The 22,171-nt window shown below is 60.1% G+C and carries 19 protein-coding genes, 1 other RNA gene and 1 pseudogene; 5 read left to right on the top strand and 16 right to left on the bottom strand.

The genetic code is table 11. The features are described from left to right. Positions 1-3: 3 nt before the first annotated feature. From modB to glp, 4 genes are all read right to left on the bottom strand, one after another. Complete coding sequence (gene modB / locus DWZ01_RS00315; RefSeq protein ID WP_233506147.1) at positions 4-1,446, bottom strand: molybdate ABC transporter permease subunit; 1,443 nt, start codon at positions 1,444-1,446, stop codon at positions 4-6. A 68-nt stretch (positions 1,447-1,514) separates the two neighbouring features. Further along, entirely contained in the window at positions 1,515-2,390 is an 876-nt protein-coding gene (gene modA / locus DWZ01_RS00310; RefSeq protein ID WP_117847531.1) for a molybdate ABC transporter substrate-binding protein, read from the bottom strand. A 203-nt stretch (positions 2,391-2,593) separates the two neighbouring features. Then, the gene (locus DWZ01_RS00305) at positions 2,594-3,073 is read right to left on the bottom strand and encodes a molybdenum cofactor biosynthesis protein B (protein WP_117847529.1); all 480 of its coding nucleotides are present in this window, start codon (positions 3,071-3,073) and stop codon (positions 2,594-2,596) included. A 10-nt stretch (positions 3,074-3,083) separates the two neighbouring features. Beyond that, positions 3,084-4,346 (bottom strand): gephyrin-like molybdotransferase Glp, encoded by a 1,263-nt coding sequence (gene glp, locus DWZ01_RS00300; protein ID WP_117847528.1) that lies wholly within the window; start codon positions 4,344-4,346, stop codon positions 3,084-3,086. A 210-nt stretch (positions 4,347-4,556) separates the two neighbouring features. Here glp and DWZ01_RS00295 point away from each other — a divergent pair, with 210 nt between their 5' ends. Together DWZ01_RS00295 and DWZ01_RS00290 are read left to right on the top strand one after the other, a co-directional pair. Further along, the gene (locus tag DWZ01_RS00295) at positions 4,557-5,978 is read left to right on the top strand and encodes a chloride channel protein (RefSeq protein WP_199412352.1); all 1,422 of its coding nucleotides are present in this window, start codon (positions 4,557-4,559) and stop codon (positions 5,976-5,978) included. A gap of 87 nt (positions 5,979-6,065) precedes the next feature. After that, complete coding sequence (locus DWZ01_RS00290) at positions 6,066-7,028, top strand: diacylglycerol kinase family protein (protein WP_117758704.1); 963 nt, start codon at positions 6,066-6,068, stop codon at positions 7,026-7,028. Positions 7,029-7,225: 197 nt separating this feature from the next. Here the strand turns inward: DWZ01_RS00290 and DWZ01_RS11020 are convergent. The 4 genes and pseudogenes from DWZ01_RS11020 to DWZ01_RS00270 form a co-directional block, all read right to left on the bottom strand. Beyond that, positions 7,226-7,426 (bottom strand): annotated as a pseudogene (locus DWZ01_RS11020) (peptide chain release factor-like protein); the annotation flags it as partial. 152 nt (positions 7,427-7,578) lie between these two features. After that, positions 7,579-8,157 (bottom strand): xanthine phosphoribosyltransferase, encoded by a 579-nt coding sequence (locus DWZ01_RS00280; RefSeq protein WP_117758705.1) that lies wholly within the window; start codon positions 8,155-8,157, stop codon positions 7,579-7,581. A 159-nt stretch (positions 8,158-8,316) separates the two neighbouring features. Further along, positions 8,317-9,621, bottom strand: a complete 1,305-nt coding sequence (locus tag DWZ01_RS00275) for an MFS transporter (protein WP_117847526.1) — start codon at positions 9,619-9,621, stop codon at positions 8,317-8,319. 141 nt (positions 9,622-9,762) lie between these two features. Further along, entirely contained in the window at positions 9,763-11,046 is a 1,284-nt protein-coding gene (locus DWZ01_RS00270) for an O-acetylhomoserine aminocarboxypropyltransferase/cysteine synthase family protein (RefSeq protein ID WP_117758707.1), read from the bottom strand. A gap of 158 nt (positions 11,047-11,204) precedes the next feature. On the opposite strand from DWZ01_RS00270, the gene DWZ01_RS00265 reads away from it, so the two are divergent. Beyond that, positions 11,205-11,723 (top strand): C-GCAxxG-C-C family protein, encoded by a 519-nt coding sequence (locus DWZ01_RS00265; RefSeq protein WP_117847524.1) that lies wholly within the window; start codon positions 11,205-11,207, stop codon positions 11,721-11,723. 67 nt (positions 11,724-11,790) lie between these two features. Here DWZ01_RS00265 and DWZ01_RS00260 read toward each other — a convergent pair whose 3' ends face one another. From DWZ01_RS00260 to rpsA, 3 genes are all read right to left on the bottom strand, one after another. After that, positions 11,791-12,429 carry a YigZ family protein gene (locus DWZ01_RS00260; protein ID WP_199411449.1) on the bottom strand — a complete coding sequence of 213 codons (639 nt, stop codon included), beginning with the start codon at positions 12,427-12,429 and terminating at the stop codon, positions 11,791-11,793. Between the two features lie 213 nt (positions 12,430-12,642). Then, positions 12,643-13,004, bottom strand: an RNA gene (gene rnpB, locus DWZ01_RS00255) — RNase P RNA component class A. Between the two features lie 357 nt (positions 13,005-13,361). Next, positions 13,362-14,528: a 30S ribosomal protein S1 gene (gene rpsA, locus DWZ01_RS00250; protein WP_022095232.1), complete on the bottom strand. Its 1,167-nt coding sequence runs from the start codon at positions 14,526-14,528 to the stop codon at positions 13,362-13,364. A gap of 315 nt (positions 14,529-14,843) precedes the next feature. On the opposite strand from rpsA, the gene DWZ01_RS00245 reads away from it, so the two are divergent. After that, positions 14,844-15,602: an HAD family hydrolase gene (locus DWZ01_RS00245; protein WP_117847522.1), complete on the top strand. Its 759-nt coding sequence runs from the start codon at positions 14,844-14,846 to the stop codon at positions 15,600-15,602. Here DWZ01_RS00245 and DWZ01_RS00240 read toward each other — a convergent pair. Then, the gene (locus DWZ01_RS00240) at positions 15,599-16,918 is read right to left on the bottom strand and encodes a serine dehydratase subunit alpha family protein (protein ID WP_117847521.1); all 1,320 of its coding nucleotides are present in this window, start codon (positions 16,916-16,918) and stop codon (positions 15,599-15,601) included. The two genes, DWZ01_RS00245 and DWZ01_RS00240, sit on opposite strands and share 4 nt — an antisense overlap. 272 nt (positions 16,919-17,190) lie before the next feature. On the opposite strand from DWZ01_RS00240, the gene rpiB reads away from it, so the two are divergent. Further along, complete coding sequence (rpiB, locus tag DWZ01_RS00235) at positions 17,191-17,658, top strand: ribose 5-phosphate isomerase B (protein ID WP_006234151.1); 468 nt, start codon at positions 17,191-17,193, stop codon at positions 17,656-17,658. A 151-nt stretch (positions 17,659-17,809) separates the two neighbouring features. Here the strand turns inward: rpiB and ndk are convergent, their stop codons facing one another. The 4 genes from ndk to DWZ01_RS00220 all read right to left on the bottom strand — a co-directional run bounded on the left by ndk (position 17,810) and on the right by DWZ01_RS00220 (position 21,779). Then, positions 17,810-18,214 (bottom strand): nucleoside-diphosphate kinase, encoded by a 405-nt coding sequence (gene ndk, locus DWZ01_RS00230; RefSeq protein ID WP_006234152.1) that lies wholly within the window; start codon positions 18,212-18,214, stop codon positions 17,810-17,812. 385 nt (positions 18,215-18,599) lie between these two features. Beyond that, positions 18,600-20,030 carry an argininosuccinate lyase gene (gene argH / locus DWZ01_RS00225; RefSeq protein ID WP_117758712.1) on the bottom strand — a complete coding sequence of 477 codons (1,431 nt, stop codon included), beginning with the start codon at positions 20,028-20,030 and terminating at the stop codon, positions 18,600-18,602. Positions 20,031-20,148: 118 nt separating this feature from the next. Next, positions 20,149-20,319: a hypothetical protein gene (locus DWZ01_RS10665; protein WP_158550218.1), complete on the bottom strand. Its 171-nt coding sequence runs from the start codon at positions 20,317-20,319 to the stop codon at positions 20,149-20,151. A 233-nt stretch (positions 20,320-20,552) separates the two neighbouring features. Next, positions 20,553-21,779 carry an argininosuccinate synthase gene (locus DWZ01_RS00220; protein WP_117758713.1) on the bottom strand — a complete coding sequence of 409 codons (1,227 nt, stop codon included), beginning with the start codon at positions 21,777-21,779 and terminating at the stop codon, positions 20,553-20,555. Positions 21,780-22,171: the final 392 nt, after the last annotated feature.

The following is a 22,171-nucleotide window of genomic DNA, read 5'->3' as shown; positions in this document are numbered from 1 at the left end:
GGCTTATCGACCTCCCTTTGCGACCGTGTCATCGCGCATAAGCTCGGCCAACGCCTCGCGATCGATACGCAGTGCATCGCCGCCGACTGGGTCGAGCGAATCGGTCTGGCCGCCCAGCTGCTTGGCCTGCTTGCGCTCCGCGCGGGACAGGCCGCGCTCGCGGTACTTTTGCGAATGCGCCGTGTACATATTGATGAACAGGATGACCAGGAAGCTGAACGCAATTACGACCACGACCCAAAAGAGCGCCACCGACGTATTGCCACCCATCCACTTAAAGTAAATCGCAATGGGAATGGTCTGCGTAATACCGGCGTAGTTGCCCGCAAAGAACAGGGTGCAGCCAAACTCGCCCATCGCGCGGGCAAAGGCGAGCACCGTGCCGGCGGCAATCGAGGGCCAGCCAAGCGGCATCATAAGCTTGGCAAAGATGCGACGTTCGGACCATCCCAGGGTTCGCGCCGCATCGAGCATCTGCGTGTCGAGGCTCTCGAAGGCTCCGAGCGCCGTGCGGTAGACCAGCGGAAACGACACAACGACGGCCGAAATGACCGCCGCGGGCCAGGTAAAGACGATCGAGATGCCGTGTGCGATCAGCCACTGGCCCACCCCGGTCGAGCGGCCAAACAGCATGAGGAGCAAAAAGCCGCAGACCGTGGGCGGCAGCACCATAGGGATGGTAAAGACCGAATCGAGCAAACCCTTCACGCGGCTCGTGGTACCCATGGTCTTCCACGCGGCAAACAGGCCCAGCGCAAACGCGATCACCAGGGCAAGGCCGCTCGTTTTTATGGACACCCAAAACGGGCGATAGTCGATGCCGCCCAATAAGGAGGCCAGAGAGGCCAAGGGGCCCTGCTCATCCCGCAACACGACAGACGATGCCTCTACCATTTGAGCGCTATCAAGCCAACGCGCGCCGCCCTTGGCATCACCCGAGGCTGATGCAATCACCACATAGCGGTCCCCATCCGCACCGCGCTCGTCAAAGCCATAGGTATACCCGCCGGCATCAAACGTTGTTTCCGCCGTGACATACCAAGGAAGATCCACGTCCCCTAGCTGCGCACCTCCCATGCAGTTTGCGCTGTCGAACTTACAGACGAGGGCCTTGAGACCCGATACGCACTCGTTATCCTGCGGATCCAATCCATACTTCTCGACCGCCTTGGGCGATATCCACACCACAACGCGATCGGCAGCGGGCACCACTACAAGGTCCACGTCCTCGTCAACGGGAAACCGGTAGCCCTCAGGCTGGCCCTCCATGGAACGAGCGGTCCCCTTGGCCAACCGCTCAAAACCCTCGATCCCATAGGAAAGCCCATGAGCGGTCGCGGCAACCTGGGCCCCGTCCTCGGCGTCCCCAGCAAACGCAAATCCCGGCACCCAGCAAAGCGCGAAGGTCAAAGCACAGGCGACAAGCATGCGGAATCTATTAAGCACGAAAAGCTCCAAGCGAATACAAGGACGGAGTGAAACACAAAACGATGGAATTATCGCGCCAAGCCGCACTACTCGGAAAGCTCAAAGCCGTACTTGGCCCAAATCTTCTGGGCTTTCTTGTTGGTCAGGCAGAAGTCGATGAACGCCTTGGCCTCGTCGGCATGCTCGGAGCTATCGGCGACAACGCCGGGATACACGATGGGCTTGTGCGAGTCCTCGGGGCACACGAAGGCCTCCTCGATGCCGTCGTAGCGGAAGATATCGGAGCTGTAGACAAAACCGGCCACGCAGTCGCCTGTGGACACATAGGCGGCAGCAGTGCCGACCTTGTCGGCCAGTGCGACCTTGTCGGCGATCTCGGGAGCATACTCGCCGTCGTCGCCCTCGGTGCCGGTGTAGAGGCACACGGAGGCCAGGGCCTGGTTGGCGTACTTGCCGGCGGGAACGGTCTTGGCGTCGCCGATGGCGATCTTGCCGTCCAGATTCGCGACGTCGGCGATGGCCTGGACCTTGGTGTCGGAGCCCTCGGCGCGAATAATCACGAGGTCGTTGACGAACATGTCCTCACGCGTGTCGGTGTCGACGAGCTCGGCGGCCTCGGCGTCGTCCATGGTGCCCTTGGAGGCCGTGATAAGCACGTCGACGGCGGCACCGGCGCGCATTTGCTCGACAAGGTCGCCAGACGCCTTAAACTGCGTGTCGGCAAACGTGGTGCCGGTCTGCTCGGTGTAAAGCTCCTGAACCTCGGGCAGAGCCTTCTCGAGCGAGTTGGCGGCAAAGACCTGCAGCTCGACAGCTTTCTTCTTAGAGGAAGACTTGGCGGAGCCGGCATCGGAACCAGCGGGGTCGGACGTCTTGTTGCCCGAGCAGCCAACAAGGCCAAGGCCGGCGGCGGCGACAGCAGAAAGCGAGACGAATCCGCGGCGAGAAACCATATCGAACATATTCAACCCTTTCGGACCTTGTGCCCGGGTACCCCACCGCGGGCTTTAATCTGCAATCAGATTATACTTATGCGCGAATAATGTTAGTGAGAAATTATTCTCGCCTGAGAATATAGTTTCGAGTTACCGTACACCTCGGCGTCGATTCGGCGGAAAACAAAAGCGGAGCGACCGATAAGGTCGCCCCACCGCAGGTAAATAGCTTAGTTGGTATGTCCGCCGCCCGCTGTCATCTGAGCCGCGTGCTCCAGCTGGTCTGCTATGGCCTCCCAGCTTTCGCGGGCGGCCTTCGTAGAACCGGGAAAGTTTACGACAAGTGTATGACCTCGTTGCATGCAAATAGCACGCGAGAGCATAGCGCGGCGCGTCTTGGTCATCGAGTACGCACGAATTGCCTCTGCAATACCCGGCACATCGCGGTCGCAGACGGCACGCGTCGCCTCGGGCGTCACATCGCGCATCGAAAGCCCCGTGCCACCGCAGGTGAGCACGACATTGGCGTGGCACTCATCGGCGGCTTCCACAATGGCATCACCGATCTCGCTGGCGTCGTCGCGCACGACCACATGTGAGGCGACCGTCCAGCCCTGCGTCTCGATAAGTTCCTCGAGTGCGGCTCCAGCCTCGTCCTGGGCAAGATCGCGCGTATCCGAGCACGTCACGATCGATATCTTCAGCTCCATAGCATTCCTCCTACAACACGGCGCCCTCGGGCAGGTCGACGCGCACAACGTCCACGACATCGCCCGCCGCAAGGTCGCACGGTCCTTCGTCAATACGCAGCAGGCAGTTGGCCCGCTGCATCGTGCCGAGCAGCGCCGAATTCTGCGACTTGGCCTCGGTCACCAACAGCTCACCGGTCTCGGGGTCGCGCAAAACCGTGGCGCGATCGAAGAAGCGGCGGGGCTGTCGCTTTTTCACGCCGTGCGTGAGCGTCGCCTGCTGCACGGGACGCGCACCCTCGGCAAAGCCGCGCATCTTGCGGATCGCCGGACGGGCGAGCATCTCAAAGCCCACATACGCCGCGGCCGGATTACCTGAAAGCCCCAGGTAGGGCTTACCTCCGAGCAAGCCAAACGTGATGGCCTTGCCCGGACGCATCGAGATGCGGTCAAACAGCACCTCGCCCTCGCGCTTAACCAGTGCCGTCACGTAGTCGTAGTCGCCCGCCGAGGCGCCACCGCTCGTAATGACAAAATCGCACTCCTGCACGGCACGATGAACCAGCTCGGCAATCGCCTGCTCATCGTCGGGCGCGATGCCGTAGAACACGGGCTCGGCGCCGGCATCGAGCGCTTCGGCCATCAACGCCGACGAATTGGAGTCGCGAATCTGCCCGCGCGCCGGCACGTTCCTCGGTGCGACCAGTTCCGTCCCCAGGGAGATAATGCCCACACGTGGGGCAGCGTGCACCTTCACGCTCGCGTATCCGGCGCTTGCCAGCAGGCCCGCGCCCGCCGGAGCCACAACCTCGCCAGCGCGCATCACGACGTCGCCGGCATGGGCCTCCTCGGCGGCAGAGCGAACGTTCTCCCCTACCTTGGCCGGCGCCGAGAAGCGAACGTGCGAGCCCTCGTTGCCGTCGCCATCAAGCACGTCGACGATCTCGTACTTCACCACGGCATCGGCACCTTCGGGTACCGGCGCGCCCGTCATGATGCGGACTGTCTCGCCCGTGCCGATTGTGCCCTCAAACACATGGCCCGCGGCCTCGTGTCCGATAACGTCGAGCGTCACCGGCGCCTCGCCAGATGCCTGCGCCAAGTCCGCCGCGCGCACGGCATACCCGTCCATGGCGCTGTTAGCAAATGGCGAAATGTCGATATCGGCCACCGCGTCCTCGGCCAAAGGAAGACCGGCGGCCTGCCACACGGGAATCTCGACGAGATCGGTCGGAGCAACGTGCGACAGAACAATCGACTGCGCGTCCTCCAGCGGAATGAGTTTCTCTGCCATGTGCACCTCTTAATGCTACGGCGTACAACAGTGGCGCCGGTTCTTTATGCTTGTCTCAGTATAATCCCCCGACGCACGACCGCGACTCGGCCTGTACCCGCAAATACACCTGTCGGTTGCAGGCCGCGAAACAGAATAGAAACCAACCCACCGGCTCGTCGCGTTTACCGCGTTTTATAATGCTTGCGTTGCAACCTAAAAGAGGAACGTATGGCTCATAACGACAAACCCGAAAGCGCAAACGAGGCGCAGGATCATTCCCAACCGCTCGACGACGGCGGCTTTTTCTCCCTTAACGACGTGATCACGGCCGGCAGGCAACAGCTCACCCGCTCCGAGCATCTCTTGGCTGCCGACACGCGCCGCAACGCCCGTAACCTACTCGCGAGCGCCAAGTTGCTCGTGCTCGTCGTCATCGTCTCGCTCGCCATGGGCGTTGCCGCTTGGGCGTTTTTGGCCTCGTTGAATATCGCGACCGACTATCGCGAGCACCATGCATGGATTTACGCGCTGCTTCCCGTTGTGGGTGTGGCCACCGCATGGGTGTACAAAAACCACGGCCTTGCCGCCAAACGCGGCAACAACCTGGTCATCGATTCCGCCTTGGGCACCCGCCTCATCCATATGCGCATGGCCGTCCTCACCTTCGTCTGCTCCACTCTCACGCACCTAACGGGCGGATCGGCCGGTCGCGAGGGAGCCGCGGTGCAGATTGGCGGCACCATCGCCAGCAACATCTCGAGCCTCGCCCACCTCAAAAAGCATGACCACCACGACCTCATGCTCGCCGGCATCTCGTCGGCCTTTGGCGCCGTGTTCGGCTCGCCCCTTGCCGGCGCGTTCTTTGGCATGGAGATGTGCTTTATCGGCAAAATCGACTACACCGCGGGGATCTACTGCCTGGTCGCCTCGTTTACCGGCTACTTTACATCGCTTGCCCTGGGTACCGAGTACGAGGCGAATGTCATCGCCAGCGTTCCCACCATGACGCCCAAAACGGTCGTCATCGTTGTTATCAGCGCCATTATCTTCGGTCTGACGGCACGCCTCTTTGCCTGGTCGGTTCGAACCGTCAAGAGCCTGTACGGTCGCTTTATCACCAATTACCTTGCTCGCGCACTCGTGGGCGCGCTCGTGGTTTTGGCCGCCTATGCCCTCCTCGACGCCTGGAACTACGCCGGCCTTTCCACGTGGCTTTCCGGCGCCGGATTTGCGGGCAACACCACCCTGGCGGACGCAGCCATCAAGTTGGTCGTCACAGCGCTTACCCTGGGCGCGGGCTTCCAAGGCGGCGAGGTCACGCCCCTGTTTGGCATCGGTGCGGCACTCGGTGGCTGGATCGGCCGCCTCGTCGGAATCGACCCCAGCTTTCTGGCGGCGCTGGGCATGCTCGGCGTCTTCTGCGCCGGCCTTAACGTGCCCATCACCACCTGTATGATGGCCATCGACCTGTTCCACGGCACGGCCGCCGGGTTCTTTGTCATCGTGGCGTTTATCAGCTATCTCGCCGGCGGCCACCGCGGCGTGTATCCCGCCCAGCGCATCATCTCACCCAAGCGCCGCTCGCTTATTGTGGACGAGGGCGGCACGGTGGCAGAGGCTATCGAGCGTCACAACGACCTGATAGAGTAGACGTTAGTATTCGCCGTGCAGCCACAATCGGGGGCAATTCGACCTGAGCGCGACCGCACCGTCACGTCATACGCCAGGAGTCGCCCCATGCACGCAACTGATTTTGGTCGCACGCTCATCATCGCCAACCCCACCGCCCAGTCGGGTGCGGCGCGCGAAGTCGCTGAGCGCCTGCAGCGCTTTTTGGACATGACTGCACGCGCATCCCAGTTTGACCTGGTGCTGACCGAGCGCATGGGACACGCCAAGGAGCTGGCCGCCCAGGCTCAGGGCTATCGCACCGTTATCGCGCTTGGCGGTGACGGCGTAATCCACGAGGTCGTCAACGGGCTTATGACGCAAAAGGAGGACGCACGCCCCGCTCTTGCCGTCCTGCCCGTGGGCTCCGGCAACGATTTTGCCCAGACGCTCGGCATCGACGATTTCTCCGGCAAAGATTTTGGCGCGCTGCTCACCTGCGAGCTGCAGCGTCAGGACATCGGGCGCATTCGCTCGTGGAGCCCTGCGAGCGGCAGCGGCGAGGCTGCCGTTGAGTACTACGATCAGACGCTTTCGGTCGGCATCGATGCCGCCATTGGCCTGGGCACCACCGAGCTGCGCAAAAAGACCGGCTTGACGGGCGCTCCGCTCTACACCCTCTCGGGACTTGAGCAGTTTGGTCTGCGCTACCGCAACTACCCCATGACCATCAGCTTTGATGGCGCGCCCGCCGAGCGCGTGCGCGCGATTATCATGGCCATCCAGCTGGGACCCACCTATGGTTCGGGCTATCGCATCTGTCCCGACGCCGACCCCTGCGACGGCATGCTCGACGTCTGCTACGCCTGCGGCCCCGTCCCTCGCGCGGTAGCCCTGCCTATGTTCCTTTCGGCCAAGGACGGCCACCATACCAAGTTGCCGCCGGTTCGCATGCGTCGTTGCCGTCACGCCGCGCTCACCTTTGAGGAGCCCGACTACCCCATTCAGGCCGACGGCGAGCCCATCGTCGCCTCGCGCATCGAGGTCGACGTCCTCGGCGGAGCCCTCCACGTCTGGCGCCCCACCCACTAGCCATCCCTAAGTTGCGGTGAAATAGGGACTGTTTATGCAGCCGCACCCCCAAAACAGTCCCTATTTCACCGCAACGTATTGAGGGGATCATTCCTCCCCGCCCGGCTTGCGACGGTTGGCTTTTTAATCGCGTTGAAGTGCTTGTCGTTAAGCCTGCGCTGGCGCGATCGCTGAGGCACCTTGGTCTTGACGCGTCGGCGCGGTGGACGCCCGCGACGCTCAAGCTCTGCCCTCAGCTTACGCAGACAGCAGCTGCGATTCTGAAACTGACTGCGGCTCTCACGCGCCGTCACGACAATCCCCGTGGGCCCATGCTTCATGCGTACCGCCGAGTCCGTCGTGTTCACGCCCTGTCCGCCCGGACCCGTCGCGCGAAACACCTGTACCGCGCAATCGCGTGCCAACTCCTCGACCGACATCTCGGCATAGCGCGCATACTCGCGCCATCCCATCTTGTTCTCATCCATATCAAAACCTCCCCTCATACAAAAAATGTGACAAAGGGACAGTCCCTTTGTCACATCGCATACCAATCGCTTGTGCTGCGCGCCTAGGCGAACGTGATCTCGCCGTTCTCGCAGTCCATTTCGGCGATACGGGCCAGGCTCTCAACGCGGAAGCCGCGCTCGCGGAGCTTATCGCCACCGCCCTGGAAGCCCTTCTCCACGGCAATGCCTATGCCGGCAACCTCGGCGCCCGCAGCCTCACAGATCTTGATGAGACCCTCAAGCGCGCAGCCGTTGGCCAAAAAGTCGTCGATAATCAGGACCTTGTCGCCCTCGGACAAGAAGCGCTTGCCCACGATAACCGGGTACTCCTTCTGCTTGGTAAAGGAGTAGATGGTCGTGGCATACTGCTCGCCGTCGAGGTTGATGGACTGTGCCTTCTTGGCAAAGACCACCGGCACGCCGCCAAAATGCTGAGCTGCGATGCAAGCCATGCCAATGCCCGAAGCCTCGATCGTCAGGATCTTGTTGATCTCGACACCCTCGAACAGACGGGCCCACTCGGCACCCATGTGGTCGAACAGCTCAACGTCGCACTGGTGGTTGAGGAAGGCATCAACCTTAAGGACATTACCGGCCTTTACGATGCCGTCATGGCGAATACGATCCTCAAGCTCCTGCATGGCGCAACCCCTTCTCGCGGCAACGATACCGCGCGATTAATAAACGTTGTTCGATAGTCTACCACGGACCGACCCCCGCCCGCCCCACAAGCCACATCGCACCATAAAGCTGCAAGACCAGTAGATAGGTCCGATTCGTGGCAAGCCTGCCACTACACGCTAATGACGGGCGCGCATCCTCACCAAACGTACCAATGTGAGCGCAAAGCCCACGGTAGCAACGGCCATCAGCACGTAGAATACCAAACGGAAGCCAAAGAGGAACACGTCCGGACGACCCGCCACATAGCTCGTGACCGTCTTGCCCATCGCCGCGCTCGTCTGTCCATACAGGATGCGCGACGCCGCCGTAATACCCAGCGCTATGCCCGCATAGCGCGCCAAGCTGCTCAAGCTGCCCGCAAAGCCAAGCGCCTCACGCGGAGCCGAACCCATATACAGCGAATTATTGGGACTCTGGAAGATCGACGTGCCGCACGACATAAACGCGACGCAGCACACAATCATCAAGACGGAAGAGTGCTCGTCAAGCGTGCTCACCGCAAAGAGACCGCACACGTACACGCCCAGGCCAACGGCCGTGGGCGCTTCACAACCAACACGGTCGGACACCGAGCCCGAAAGCGGGCCCACAAAGGCATTCACGACCGGCATCGCCAAAAACAACAGGCCGGAGATATCGGAGCTAAAGCCGTGGGCATCCTGAAAGTAGAACGGCAGCACAAACTCGGAGGCACCGATACCCACGAACACGATAAGCATGCAAGCCAGGTTAATCGTGAAAGCCGAGCTCGCAAAGCAGCGACGCGCCGCCTCTGTCAACGGCATAGGGCGTTCGCCAGCCTCCGGCTTCACATGCGGCAGCGTATAGAGTCCCACGATAAACGAGATTACGCCAATGGGCAGATTGATAAGGAAGATGCTCTCCCAGGGAAAGCTCGCCACCAGCACGCCGCCGAGCACGGGGCCGCACATCATGCCAAGAGCCACAAAGGTCGCCAGAATGCCCATGGCACGGCCGCGCTCACGCGCCGGAAACGACTCGGTGATGATGCCCATATTGTTGGCCATCGCGGCGGCACAGCCAATGCCCTGCACGAAACGCGCCAAGATAAGCACCTCGAGCGAAGCCGAAAGCCCGCAAAGCAACGAGCCACCCGTAAAGACGATTACACCAAGCTGGAACACATTCACCTTGCCGCGCACATCACCCAAGCGGCCAAACGGCAGCATGGCGACGCACGTCGCGAGCAGATACACCGAGCTCACGAGCTGAATGCGGTCGAGACCCACCCCCAGCTCCTTTTGCATCACTGGGAGCGCCACCGTCACGATGCTCGCATCCAGACACGCCATAAAGGTCATGACGAGCACGGTGAACAGAATCGCCCATTTATTCTTACCGTGGGTGTCGCCCTCTAGGGCAATGTGTTCGCGGCGCAGCTGCTCGGCAGTTTTCTCCATGTATATCCTTTCTATCGTGCAACGCAAAAACGGGACCCCAATCGCCTACAAACGGACACGATCGGGGTCCCGCCTACGGAATCGGAACTATGAGGACGTCGTCAGCCGAAAAGCCATCCCACGCCTCGCACGCACGCTAGCCTAGCACTGCTCGAGTGCCTGCTCAAGGTCGGCAATCAGATCGGCCGTGTCCTCGAGGCCGCACGACAAGCGCACCATGTCGGCGGAAATGCCACAGGCAATGAGTTCCTCATCGTTCATCTGGCGATGCGTGGCATTAGCGGGATGCAGGCAGCAAGTGCGGGCGTCGGCCACGTGCGTGGCGATCTGGGCGAGCTTGAGGCTCTTCATAAAGGTCTCGGCCGCCGCACGGCCACCGTTAAAGCCAAAGCTCACAACGCCGCAGGTACCGTTGGGCATGTACTTCTGAGCGAGATCATAGTACTTGTCGCCCTCCAGGCCCGGATAGCTCACGAAGCGTACCTTGGGATGACTCTGCAGGAACTTGGCAACGGCCAGGCCGTTCTCACAATGACGCGGCATGCGCACATGCAGGCTCTCGAGCGAGCTGTTCAAGAAAAACGCCGCATGCGGGTTCTGCATGGGACCAAGATCGCGCATAAGCTGAGCGGTTGCCTTGGTAATGAAGGCACCCTCGCGACCGAACTTCTCGGCATAGGTCACGCCGTGGTAGCTCTCATCGGGCGTGGTAAGACCCGGGAACTTGTCCGCATGGGCCATCCAGTCAAACTGGCCATGATCGACGATCACGCCACCCAGGTAGGCCGCATGGCCATCCATGTACTTAGTAGTGGAGTGCGTGACGATGTCGGCGCCCCACTCAAAGGGACGGCACATCACGGGCGTCGGGAAGGTGTTGTCGACCATCAGCGGTACGCCGTGGTCGTGCGCGGCCTTGGCAAAGCGCTCAATATCGAGCACGGCAAGGGCGGGGTTGGCGATCGTCTCGCCAAAGACGAGCTTAGTATTGGGTTCAAAGGCTGCCTCGAGCTCCTCGTCGGTGCAGTCGGGAGCAACAAACGTGCAGGTCAGACCCATGCGCTCCATAGTATGGGCGAGCAGGTTGTAGGTACCGCCGTAGATGGCAGAGCTCGCGACCACGTGATCGCCGGCACCGGCTACGTTAAAGATCGCGAGGAAATTCGCCGCCATGCCCGAGCTCGTGAGCATCGCGGCAGTGCCGCCCTCCATCTCGCAGATCTTGGCGGCAACCAAATCGCACGTAGGGTTCTGCAGACGGCTGTAGAAATAGCCCGACTCCTCTAGGTCAAACAGCTTGCCCATGTGCTCCGACGTGTCGTACTTCCACGTGGTGGACTGGTAGATGGGCACCTGGCGCGGCTCCGCATCTCCCGGGTGATAGCCGCCCTGAACACATGTGGTACCGATGGTCTGCTCGCTCATATCTTGCTCCCTTGCCTGGGTTACGTTTTATTCGGTTCACGATACCGCTACCCCGCACCCCTCTCAACCCATCCACAAGGTAGGTTATGGGACAAATTGATCCGGGGCATTTATCTCAAGCCTTGGACATTTGCTCGATAGATAAAAATGAGGCATCCATGAAGCTCTCGATGATTACACGCACCGTCACGGGTACCATAAGCGGGTACACCGTGACCAAGGAGACAACGATGAAGCAAATCGATACGGCCCAGCTCGACATCACCGCCTGTCAGGCTCAAGCTGCCGAATACCACGCCCGTGGCTTTAACTGCGCGCAGGCCGTCGCCTGCACGCTCGCACCTGCCGTCGGACTCGACCCTCAGATCGCCTTTACCCTCACCGAGGGCTTTGGCGCCGGCATGGGCGGCATGACCGAAACCTGCGGCGCCATCTCGGGCGCCGTGGCCATCATGGGCTTCGTGATGAGCGACGGCATGGAAAACCCCAAGACCAAGGGCCAGACCTACAAGCTGTCGCGCGAAATCGCCAAGCGTTTTGGCGAGAAGAACACGACGACCGTCTGCGGCACGCTCAAGGGCATCGGATCGGATAAGGGTCCGCTCCGCAGCTGCCCCGGTTGCATCGACGATGCCATCGAGATCGCCTGCGATGTGCTAAAGCAGCTCGCCGAGTAGACGGCATCAACATAAAACGACGGCCGGCGCGCTTGGGATCCATCCAAAAGCACGCCGGCCGTCGCCGTCAGAACTCGGCAAATTCGGGAGCGCCGACCTCGATCTCCTCGCGTCCCGCCATAAGCTCGCGCATCTTGGCGCAAAATGGCTCCTGCTCCCCCGCCTTAAACACCAAGTGAAGTGTAACGGTATCCGCGTAATCGGTATCCGAAACCTTGGCACCCGAATCCTGGGCCAAGCGAAGCACCTGCTCATACTGTGGATAGGCCACATACACGTCAACCGGCACGACGCTTGTCATCTCGACGATCTGCCCGGCCTCCTGAGCCGCGGCCACCGCCGTCTGCGTCGCCGCGGTATAGGCGCGCACCAAGCCACCAGGCCCCAACAGCGTGCCACCAAAATAGCGCGTCACTACGCAGCAAACATTTTTGAGCCCCGCGCCACGCAGCACCTCGAGCGTCGGCATACCGCTCGTGCGGCTCGGCTCACCATCATCGCTCTGGCGCTCGCGTCCATCGACCAAAATCCACGCGGGAACATTATGCCGAGCGTCATAATGACGCTTGCGAACCATCTCGATAAAGGCATTCGCCTCATCCTCGGACTCAATATGGACCAGCTGGGCAATAAACCGGCTCTTGCGGTCAACGAACTCGCCCGTAGCCTCAATATTCGATTGCAAAGTAAAATAGCTGTCCAACAAAGCCCCTCAACAAAATAAAGCGCAGCAACAAACAGCCTCAATAATACGATAACCCTAGTAAAAAGAATGACAACGCCGATGATTCCGTCAACGAAAGCGAGAACCCGTCAGCGCGAGCAAGGTGCCTTGAAAGCCGAGGGCATTGACCTTATGGTCATGCCCGAAGGCTTGAAAGGCAGATTGCCGCGCTGACGGGTTCGCAGCGTCAACAAAGTGCCGAGTGGGCCGATAAGCCGGGTTCTGTCGTGAACGGTCATTTATCTTGTCTGCACGTTACCATGCAGCTCCACGCACGCTACCCGAACGCGGACCGGGCCGGCCCATAGCGTTCCTATTCGCGCTTGCTCCGGATGGGGCTTGCCAAGCCGCCGTGTTGCCACGACGCTGGTGGTCTCTTACACCACCGTTTCAGCTTTTCCCTTTACGCCTTGCGGCGCAGGTGGGAGTCTTCTTTTCTGCGGCGCTTTCCGTCGGATCACTCCGCCCGGCCGTTAGCCGGCATCCCGCCCTCTGGAGCCCGGACTTTCCTCACGCGTGCTGCAAGCAGCACATCGCGCGACCGTCTGGCCCACTCAGCAGTGCAAGAGTGTAGCACACCGTTGCCGCAGGCAATGGCACAACACAAGCGTTCGACACGATAAACCAAGAACCGCGCTATGCAGTACAATAGGGTTGTTGATGGGCAACGTCGTCAGTCGAGACGCGACCGCGCTCCGCACCCCTCCGTCTACTCGGTGCGTTCCCGCCTCCTCCCCGAGGCGGGATGTCGGCATTTTTCATGCACCGACAACCCAATAGTCTGCGAACAGCCAGGGCAGCATCGCGCACGGGCAGCATCGCGTACCTCAGCAACAAATGCAAAAAGGGACCCGTCCATTGCGGACGGATCCCTTAAAACAAGTGATCTTAAAACAAGTGATCGTCAAACCGATTTACTCGGCGTCGGTCTCCTCGTCCTTCTTCTCGGAAGGCAGCGGGGTAACCTCGATCTCGACGCCCAGAGTCTCAGCAGCAGACTTCATGGACAGGGAGATACGACGACGGTCGAGGTCGATCTCCATGACCTTGACCTGAACCTTGTCGCCCACATGGGTGACCTGAGAAGGCTGATCGACGTGCTTGTTGGCCATCTCGGAGATGTGCACCAGGCCCTCGATGCCCTCGCCCAGGTCGACGAAAGCGCCGAACGGGACAAGCTTGGTCACAGTGCCCTCGACGATAGCGCCGACGGGGTACTTCTTGACCAGTGCACGCCACGGATCCTCGGTGGTCTGCTTGAGACCCAGGGAGATGCGCTCGCGGTTGAGATCGACGTCGAGAACCTCGACCTCGACCTCCTGGCCGACCTTGACAACCTCGGAAGGATGGTTGACGTGGTTCCAGGAGAGCTCGGAGATGTGGATGAGGCCGTCGATACCGCCGAGGTCGACGAAGGCGCCGAAGTCGACGATGGAGGAAACGGTGCCCTGGAGACGCATGCCAGACTTGAGCTTGGACAGGATCTCGGAGCGCTCGGCCTTACGGGACTCCTCGAGCACGACGCGACGGGAGAGGACGACGTTGTTGCGGTTGCGGTCCATCTCGATGACGCGGGCCTCGATGCGGGTGCCCATGTAGGAGGTGAGGTCCTTGACACGACGGAGGTCGACGAGGGAAGCGGGCAGGAAGCCACGCAGGCCGATGTCGAGGATCAGGCCGCCCTTGACAACCTCGATAACCTCGCCCTCGACGTTCTCGCCGGAGTTGAACTTCTCCTCGATGCGGTTCCAAGCACGCTCGTACTCGGCACGCTTCTTGGACAGGACCAGACGGCCGTCCTTGTCCTCCTTCTGGAGAACCAGAGCCTCGATGGGATCACCGAGTGCAACGATGTCTGCAGGGTTAGCGTCCTTGCGGATGGACAGCTCGCGGACCGGGATAACGCCCTCGGACTTGAATCCGATGTCAACGAGCACCTCGTCATGCTCGATCTTAACGACAGTGCCGTTAACGAGATCGCCCTCATCAAAGTCGGTAATCGTACCGTCGATGAGGTTGTTCATCTCCTCCTCGTTGACATCGTCAAGAGAGAAAATGGACGAGTTCTGAATCTCACTCAAAGGTGGACCCCTTTCGAACTACGGGGCCCCGATTGCTAGGACCTACAGAAGGGTGCGACAAGCACACAACGTTTAGGAACACTCGGGAGCCGACAGATACTAATGTGACGCTTATGCAATCACGTTCGTATAGGTTACGGGGAAATCATTTCGATTTCAAGCGTGAACTGCGATTTTTTACTCGTGTGGAGACTTTTTCGTAATCTTATGAACACACGTCTCCGCAACTTGACGATAACCAGCCAGGCATTCGGCTTTGGGGTAAAGTATCCGGAGCCAACAACTCTAGATCGATTTTTCGAGAAAGGTGCCCGCGTGCTCAAAGCAGTCGTTTTCGATATGGACGAGACGCTTCTCAGCATCAACCTCAACGCGTTCATCCTTCGCTATTTTAAGGATGTCTCTTCGATGCTCGCGGATATCGGCCGCCGCAGCCGTGGTGGCACGATGGCACGCCTCGGCACCATCCTGGTCGACCTCAACGCCAATCGCCGCAGCGGCACGGACAACCGCACCAATCTTGAGTTTTACCAAGAAGAGGTCGAGCGCCGATGCGGTATCCGCCTCTCCGATCCCATCATCTACGAGGCGTTTACCTACTATGATCGCGAAGTTCTTCCGTACAAGAACGACGATGTCATTAACGCCCACGCCATGCCGGGCGCGCACGCCGCGCTCCAGGCCGTACAGGACGCTGGACTGCGTTGCGCGCTCTTTACCAACCCCAGCTTTCCCCAGGGGGCCATCGAGTGCCGCATGGGCTGGGGCGACCTGGCCGATGTTCCCTTTGAGCTCGTCACGCACATGGGAAACACCACCCGCTGCAAGCCCGATGCCACCTACTATCTAGAGCAGCTTCAGGTGATGGGGCTCGAGCCGCACGAGGTCCTTATGGTGGGCAACGATCCCAAGCGCGACTTCCCGTCCCCCGATTGCGGCATCCAAACCGCCTTTGTGGGCCAAGGCAAGCCCAGCCGAGCCACCTGGCGCGGAACCATGGAAGACTTCGCCCGCGACTTTAACGCCGTAGTAGAAGCCTTCTACGAACACCAAGTAGCCGACGAACTGTCTTAACAGACCTGGGTTTTGCCGATCATGATGTTGAGGATCTCGACGTCGGTATCCTTCATACCCACACGGCCCACGTAGCCCATGCTGGCGATCGTCTGCTCGACGGTATCCTGGATCAGGCCCTCGCCGGCACGGAAGCCACGGCCCTGCATAGCCATATCGTGGCCCAGAATCGCAGCGTCCACGGCTGCCGAAATCTTAGCCGCGCAACTCGCCTTGGCGCCATCGCACACGATGCCGCCCACGTTGCCGAGCGTGTTCGAGACCGTCGCGCCAATCTGCTCACGCGTGCCACCGCACAGCCAGGTAATCGCGGCACCGGCACCGCATGCGGCGCAAATAGCACCGCAAAACGCCGAGAGCGCACCAATATAGCTCTTGATATGCACGGCGATCAGATCGGACAGCATCACGGCGCGAACCAGGCGATCATGGTCGCAGCGCAAATACTCGGCATACTCCATAACAGGCAGCGCGCAGGTAATGCCCTGATTGCCCGAGCCGCACACGATGGCGACCGGCAGCGCGCAGCCGTTCATGCGGGCGTCGGACCCGGCGGCTGCACGGGCACGGGCACGGCAGGCGACGTCATCGGCACGAGCGCCCAACAGCGTACGGCCAACCTCGGCGCCCCAAGCGTGCGCCAGGCCCTCGGCACTGATCGCACCGTTCAGCTCAATCTGACGCTCAACGGCAGCGCAGGCGTCCTCAATGTCACCGTCCTCGATAAAGTCGATGATGGTCTCAATCGACATGGGCGTATCGGCGTTATCTGCCGCCCGCTCGGCCACGACGCGCTCGGCGCAGGCGGCACACTCCCCCGCCGACTTGCCGCACACCGGAATACCGTCGAGGGTATGGCACGTGACATTGGTGTGGTGGTCGGTAATCTCGACGACCGCGGTATGGCCCCCGGCCGTCGCAGTCACCTTGATGTAGAGGTTGGGCACACCCTCGACAAGCGACACATCGCAGTAGCCGGCGTCGGCGAGGAGCTCGGTCACGCGAGCACGGTCTTCATCGTTAACGCTCTCGAGCACCTCGAGCGCGCTCTTGGCGTCACCGCCCACGGCGCCCAGCACGGCCGCGGCCTCAATACCGTGCATACCGCCCGAGTTGGGCACGGTCACGCTCTTGACGTTCTTGATGATGTTGCCCGAGCAGGCGACATCCATATGATCGGGTTCGCAACCGAGCGTCTGGCTCGCCAGCGCTGCTGCATAGGCAACGGCAATGGGCTCGGTACAGCCGAGTGCGCAGACAAGCTCGCGGTTCAAAACATCGCAAAACGCGGCATCACGGATGGAATCGGTAGGCATAGGTATCTCCTGCTTGCATAACGGGCTGGGCTCTCAAGAATGGTTAGTTCCTTTATTTGATAACAATGCATCAAAAACCGCAACCATGGTTCCGGCGGACGGCGCTCAAGCACAAACTGACAGCATTCATTCATGAGAAGCCGGTCTTGTTGCATGCTAAAGCGTTTGACCAAAAAACGCCCGAGCGTTTACGCAAAAGTCGCGCTATCATGCAGTCGAACGCGGTAAACACCTTTAGCATTTGCGCCGCACAGACCAGAGAGGAACCATCCATGAAGATCGGTATCGGTAACGACCACGCCGCCGTCGAGCTCAAGAACATCATTTCCGAGCACCTGAAGGAGCGCGGCTGCGAGGTCGTGAACTTTGGCACCGACACCTCCGAGAGCTTTGACTACCCCATCGCCGGCTACAAGGTGGGTAAGGCCGTTGCCAACGGCGACGTCGACCTGGGCATCCTCATCTGTGGCACCGGTGTCGGGATTAGCTTGGCTGCCAACAAGGTCGAGGGCGTACGCGCCGTCGTGTGCTCCGAGCCCTTCAGCGCCAAGCTCTCCCGCATGCACAACAATACCAACGTGCTCGCCTTTGGCGCCCGCGTCGTGGGCTCCGAGCTCGCCAAGATGATTGTCGACGAGTGGCTCGACGCCGAGTTTGAGGGCGGTCGTCACGAGCGTCGCGTTAACCTCCTCAACGAGATCGACCACACGCGCGGCCTCAAGGTCGTCGACGAGGCCTAAACATCTCAGTGCCACAAGCTAACAGCAGGGGCCCGCTCGGAACTCATGACCGAACGGGCCCCTTCATAGATTTTGGAATAAAAGGGCGCCGCGGATGGAGTTCCGCGGCGCCCAAGCCACACGCTAACAGCTTTAAGGAGTCAAAGCTGGTTTAGCCAAAGAAGCGCTTGATCTCAATCTCGGCGTTCTCCAGGCAGTCGGAGCCGTGGATCACGTTGGCGTTGACATCGACGGCAAAGTCGCCGCGGATGGTACCAGGAGCAGCGTCAAGCGGATTAGTAGCGCCCATGAGGGTGCGCATCTTAGCAACAGCGGAGAGACCGGAAACAACCATCTTGACAACCGGACCGCTCGTCATAAAGTCGCAGAGACCGCCAAAGAAGGGCTTGTCGGCCAGATGGGCGTAGTGCTCCTCGACGGTAGCGCGCTCGAGCGTGGTCATCTCCATGCGCTCGATGACAAGGCCGCTGCGCTCGATGCGAGCAACAATCTCGCCGATCTTGCGGTCGCGCACGGCGTCGGGCTTAATCATGATGAAGGTCTTCTCGATAGCCATAAGGTAGCCTTTCAAGTAGGTTCGCGCGTGCCCAAGTCCCATTCCGGCACCCGCCTGGACTGCATCGTAACAGAGTTTTAGCTGCAGTTAAACAAAAAGCTGTTTATTGAAACGTTGCAATTTATTAAAGCGTTCCATATGTGTCACTTCTGTTTCGAAGCTCGATTAGAGTACCATCCGACTGCCCATCAACCGCATCGAGCAGAGCAGACGGTCGGTTGCCGCCCGCGAACGTACCCCCTTCACAACCTGCCCAAAGGTCCTACAGAACTTCTCGACAAGCCCCTCCCCCATAGCAACAAAATACGGACGCTCACATCAGCAGACGTCCGTAAAGCAAAAAATGATTCCTCAATAAATGGCAAAAACAGCTTCGGCCAAACCCTTACTTTATCCCGTGGCCCATCTCGACGACCTTGGTCAGCGATCCAAACACGCCCTCGTCGGCCACGAGCTGTGCCTCGGCACGCTGCAGCTGCACGGCAACGGCGGCAGGGGCGGTACCGCCCTCGGTCGTGCGTGCAGCGACAATCGACGGGATGTCGAGCGCCTCGGTAATGTCGTGCTCAAAGAGCGAGCTTGCCTCCTGGAACACCTCAAACGGCAGGTCCTCAAGATTGCAGCCGCGCTTCTCACACATCAGGACCAGATGGCCCACCACGGCATGTGCCTCGCGGAACGGCAGACCACGCTTAGCCAGGTAATCGGCAACATCGGTGGCGGCAAGGTGTCCCACGCCGCACTCGCGCGCCATGGCGTCCTCGTTGACGGTCCAAGTCGAAATCATACCGGCCATAACCGACAGGCACTGCATGAGCGTATGGGCGGTATCGAGCGCGCCCTCCTTGTCCTCCTGCAAGTCCTTGTTATAAGCGAGCGGCAAGCCCTTCATGGTCACGAGCAGCTGCACCAGGTTGCCATACACACGGCCGCTCTTGCCGCGGATAAGCTCGGCAAAGTCGGGATTCTTCTTCTGCGGCATGATGGACGAGCCGGTGGAGTACGAGTCGGAAAGCGTAATAAAGCCAAATTCGGAGCTCGACCACAGCACGATCTCCTCGGAAAGGCGCGACAGATGCATGGCCATGACTGAGCCGGCGTAATGCAGATCGAGCAGGAAATCGCGGTCGGAAACCGCATCGAGCGAGTTGGGAATCACACCCGCAAAGCCAAGTTCGGCAGCCGTCATCTGACGATCGAGCGGATAGCTCGTGCCGGCAAGTGCGGCAGCACCCAGCGGGCAGTTGTCGGCGGCATCAAAGGCTGCCTTCAGGCGCGTAAAGTCGCGCGCGAACATCCAGGAATACGCCAGCAGATGATGCGACAGCAGCACGGGCTGAGCGTGCTGCATGTGCGTGTAGCCCGGCAGAATTACCTTGTCGTACTTCTTAGCCGCATCCACCAGCACATGGCGCAGCTCAAGATTGGCCTCCATGAGCTCCTTGGCCAGCGCCTTGACGCCCAGGCGCGTGTCGGTCGCCACCTGGTCGTTGCGCGAACGTCCGGTATGCAAGCGCTTACCGGCCTCGCCGATGCGACGCGTCAGCTCGCTCTCGATGGACATATGAATGTCTTCGTCGTTGATGTCGAAGGTGAAGTTGCCGGCATCGATATCCTGTTCGATTCCGGTCAGGCCCTTGGCAATCGCCTGCTCGTCCTCGGCACTGATGATGCCCTGGGCCGCCAGCATTTTGGCATGCGCCTTAGAGCCGGCGATATCCTGCTTATAGAGATGTTTGTCGACCGGCAGCGACGCGCCAAACTCCTGCGTGACCTCGGCCACGCCTGCCTCAAAACGACCGCCCCAAAGAACCATGGAACCGTCCCCTTTCTCCAAATACCAAAACAAGCGCCCAAAGCAATGCGCCATATCGCTAAAGCGATTTTTCAACCGCTAGTTTTACACATTCCCCACCGTGTGCGGAGCCATGTAGCTAATTTGCAAAGAAGTGACGCGCCATGCACTTGGCGCCCAACGTCTCCCTCCGGATGTTGCCCTGCGAACCATCGATCCAGGCCTTCAGGCTCATAGGGACGTCCTCGACCCTTGCAGCATCGAACTCGGGCGCGAGGGCAAGTAAAGCATGCGCGATAGCATTGAACATAATGGATACTCCTCATATATATAGGCGCAGAGCCGCCAAATTGATAGAAGGAGCCCCGCCGGACAACCCCGGCGGGGCTCGGACTCAGCCGCAGACGCGGCATCATATATGCGGGCGGAACGTAGGGGCCACCGATGTTAAGAAGTGTCAGCAAGCATAACGAAAGGTAGGGACCCCGTGCGCCCGTTATGTATCACGCGGATGGGCCGCGCGGATACCAAGGGAAGGAGGCGCTAGGCCTGGGCGGCAGCAGAGCTGAGGCCCTGGACCTTTGCCCACGTCTTGAGCGACAGCGTATCGATCTCGATAAAGCCGGCGCTGGCCTTCTCGTCAAACGTGGTGTCGCGGTCGTAGGTAGCCAGACCGTAGTCGTAGAGGCTGAAGGGGCTCTTGCGGCCGACGACATGGCAGTTGCCCTTAAAGAACTTCAGACGGACAGTGCCGGTCACGAACTTCTGGGTATCGGCCATAAAGGCATCGAGCGCGTTTTTGAGCGGGCTGTACCACTGGCCGTTGTACACGGCGGTGGCCCAATCCTGCTCGAGCTTGATCTTGGTCTTGAGCAGGTCGCCCTCGACGCAGATGTCCTCGAGCGCCTTGTGGGCGGTGATGAGCGTCAGGGCTCCGGGAACCTCATAGCACTCACGGCTCTTGAGGCCCACCAGACGATCCTCGACCAGATCGAGGCGGCCAAAGCCATTGTCGCCGGAGATCTTGTTGAGAGCGATGACGATCTCGGAGAGCTTCATCTTCTTGCCGTCGACGGCGACGGGCTTGCCGGCCTCAAACTCAATCTCGGTGTAGGTCGGGGTGTCCGGCGTGTCCTCGGGATTCTTGGTCATAACCCAAGCGTCGTCGAGCGGCTCGTTCCAGGGATCCTCCAGGTGACCGCACTCAATGGCACGACCCCACAGGTTGTCGTCGATGGAGTAGGGGTTGTCGTTGGCGCCCTCGGGAACCGGCACGTTGTGGGCGTGGGCATAGGCGACCTCGTCGGGACGGCACTTCAGGTCCCACTCGCGAACCGGGGCGATAACCTTAAGCTCGGGGTCGAGGGCCTTGACGGCGGCCTCAAAACGGACCTGGTCGTTACCCTTGCCGGTGCAGCCGTGGGCGACGTAGGTCGCGCCAAACTCGTGGGCGACCTCAACAAGCTTCTTGGCAAGCAGCGGGCGAGACAGGGCGGAGAGCAGCGGATACTTGTTCTCATACATGGAGTTTGCTGCGATGGCTTTGGTCAGGAACTCATCGGAGAACTCGTCGCGCAGGTCGAGCACCTGGCAATCGAGAACGCCCAAGTCGAGCGCCTTCTGCTTTTTGGCATCCAGGCCGGTCTCCTCCTGGCCCACGTTGCCGCAGACGCAAACGACGTCGAGATTCTTCTCGTCCTGGAGCCACTTGACACATACGGATGTATCAAGACCACCGGAATATGCGAGAACGACTTTTTCCTTGCTCATGGCTGTTTCCTTTCGCCCTTGGTAGCTAGTTAGAACATCGGTCAGTTGCAAGTCACCTTGAGGTCAAAAACCGTGCAATATCAGGTTATTCAGCAGATTGCATCACAGGCATGCCCTAGAAACATGCGGCTATGTCGTGCTTAAACCCAACGACCTCAAAATGACTCTGTTGAGGCATTGCGCCCCATGGGGACAGAGACGATTGTTATCGTCGTCGGGAAATTGCGCGCTGGCGTCGGATGGCATTGTCTGCAGTGGTGATGATCTTTACGAACTGCATCTGCCTCTCCTTTCACGTATCGCCGGGCGCAATTCAAATATCGCAAACGGTACCTTTTCCTCGGTAAACGGCTCTTTTGCCGTCTCCGTTTTCGATGTTCGCTATATTACGA

It is taken from the genome of Collinsella sp. AF28-5AC, assembly GCF_003457875.1.
Classification (GTDB): domain Bacteria; phylum Actinomycetota; class Coriobacteriia; order Coriobacteriales; family Coriobacteriaceae; genus Collinsella.
This window is presented reverse-complemented; position numbering and strand designations above follow the sequence as displayed.

What these genes read in the sequence shown, in the direction of transcription:
- glp (WP_117847528.1), bottom strand. Translation starts at nt 4,346, where the DNA reads ATGGCAGAGAAACTCATTCCGCTGGAGGACGCGCAGTCGATTGTTCTG.
- DWZ01_RS00220 (WP_117758713.1), bottom strand. Translation starts at nt 21,779, where the DNA reads ATGAGCAAGGAAAAAGTCGTTCTCGCATATTCCGGTGGTCTTGATACA.
- DWZ01_RS00270 (WP_117758707.1), bottom strand. Translation starts at nt 11,046, where the DNA reads ATGAGCGAGCAGACCATCGGTACCACATGTGTTCAGGGCGGCTATCAC.
- DWZ01_RS00295 (WP_199412352.1), top strand. Translation starts at nt 4,557, where the DNA reads ATGGCTCATAACGACAAACCCGAAAGCGCAAACGAGGCGCAGGATCAT.
- rpiB (WP_006234151.1), top strand. Translation starts at nt 17,191, where the DNA reads ATGAAGATCGGTATCGGTAACGACCACGCCGCCGTCGAGCTCAAGAAC.
- DWZ01_RS00265 (WP_117847524.1), top strand. Translation starts at nt 11,205, where the DNA reads ATGAAGCTCTCGATGATTACACGCACCGTCACGGGTACCATAAGCGGG.
- DWZ01_RS00275 (WP_117847526.1), bottom strand. Translation starts at nt 9,621, where the DNA reads ATGGAGAAAACTGCCGAGCAGCTGCGCCGCGAACACATTGCCCTAGAG.
- modA (WP_117847531.1), bottom strand. Translation starts at nt 2,390, where the DNA reads ATGTTCGATATGGTTTCTCGCCGCGGATTCGTCTCGCTTTCTGCTGTC.
- DWZ01_RS00305 (WP_117847529.1), bottom strand. Translation starts at nt 3,073, where the DNA reads ATGGAGCTGAAGATATCGATCGTGACGTGCTCGGATACGCGCGATCTT.
- argH (WP_117758712.1), bottom strand. Translation starts at nt 20,030, where the DNA reads ATGGTTCTTTGGGGCGGTCGTTTTGAGGCAGGCGTGGCCGAGGTCACG.
- DWZ01_RS00290 (WP_117758704.1), top strand. Translation starts at nt 6,066, where the DNA reads ATGCACGCAACTGATTTTGGTCGCACGCTCATCATCGCCAACCCCACC.
- DWZ01_RS10665 (WP_158550218.1), bottom strand. Translation starts at nt 20,319, where the DNA reads ATGTTCAATGCTATCGCGCATGCTTTACTTGCCCTCGCGCCCGAGTTC.
- ndk (WP_006234152.1), bottom strand. Translation starts at nt 18,214, where the DNA reads ATGGCTATCGAGAAGACCTTCATCATGATTAAGCCCGACGCCGTGCGC.
- DWZ01_RS00280 (WP_117758705.1), bottom strand. Translation starts at nt 8,157, where the DNA reads ATGCAGGAGCTTGAGGATCGTATTCGCCATGACGGCATCGTAAAGGCC.
- DWZ01_RS00240 (WP_117847521.1), bottom strand. Translation starts at nt 16,918, where the DNA reads ATGCCTACCGATTCCATCCGTGATGCCGCGTTTTGCGATGTTTTGAAC.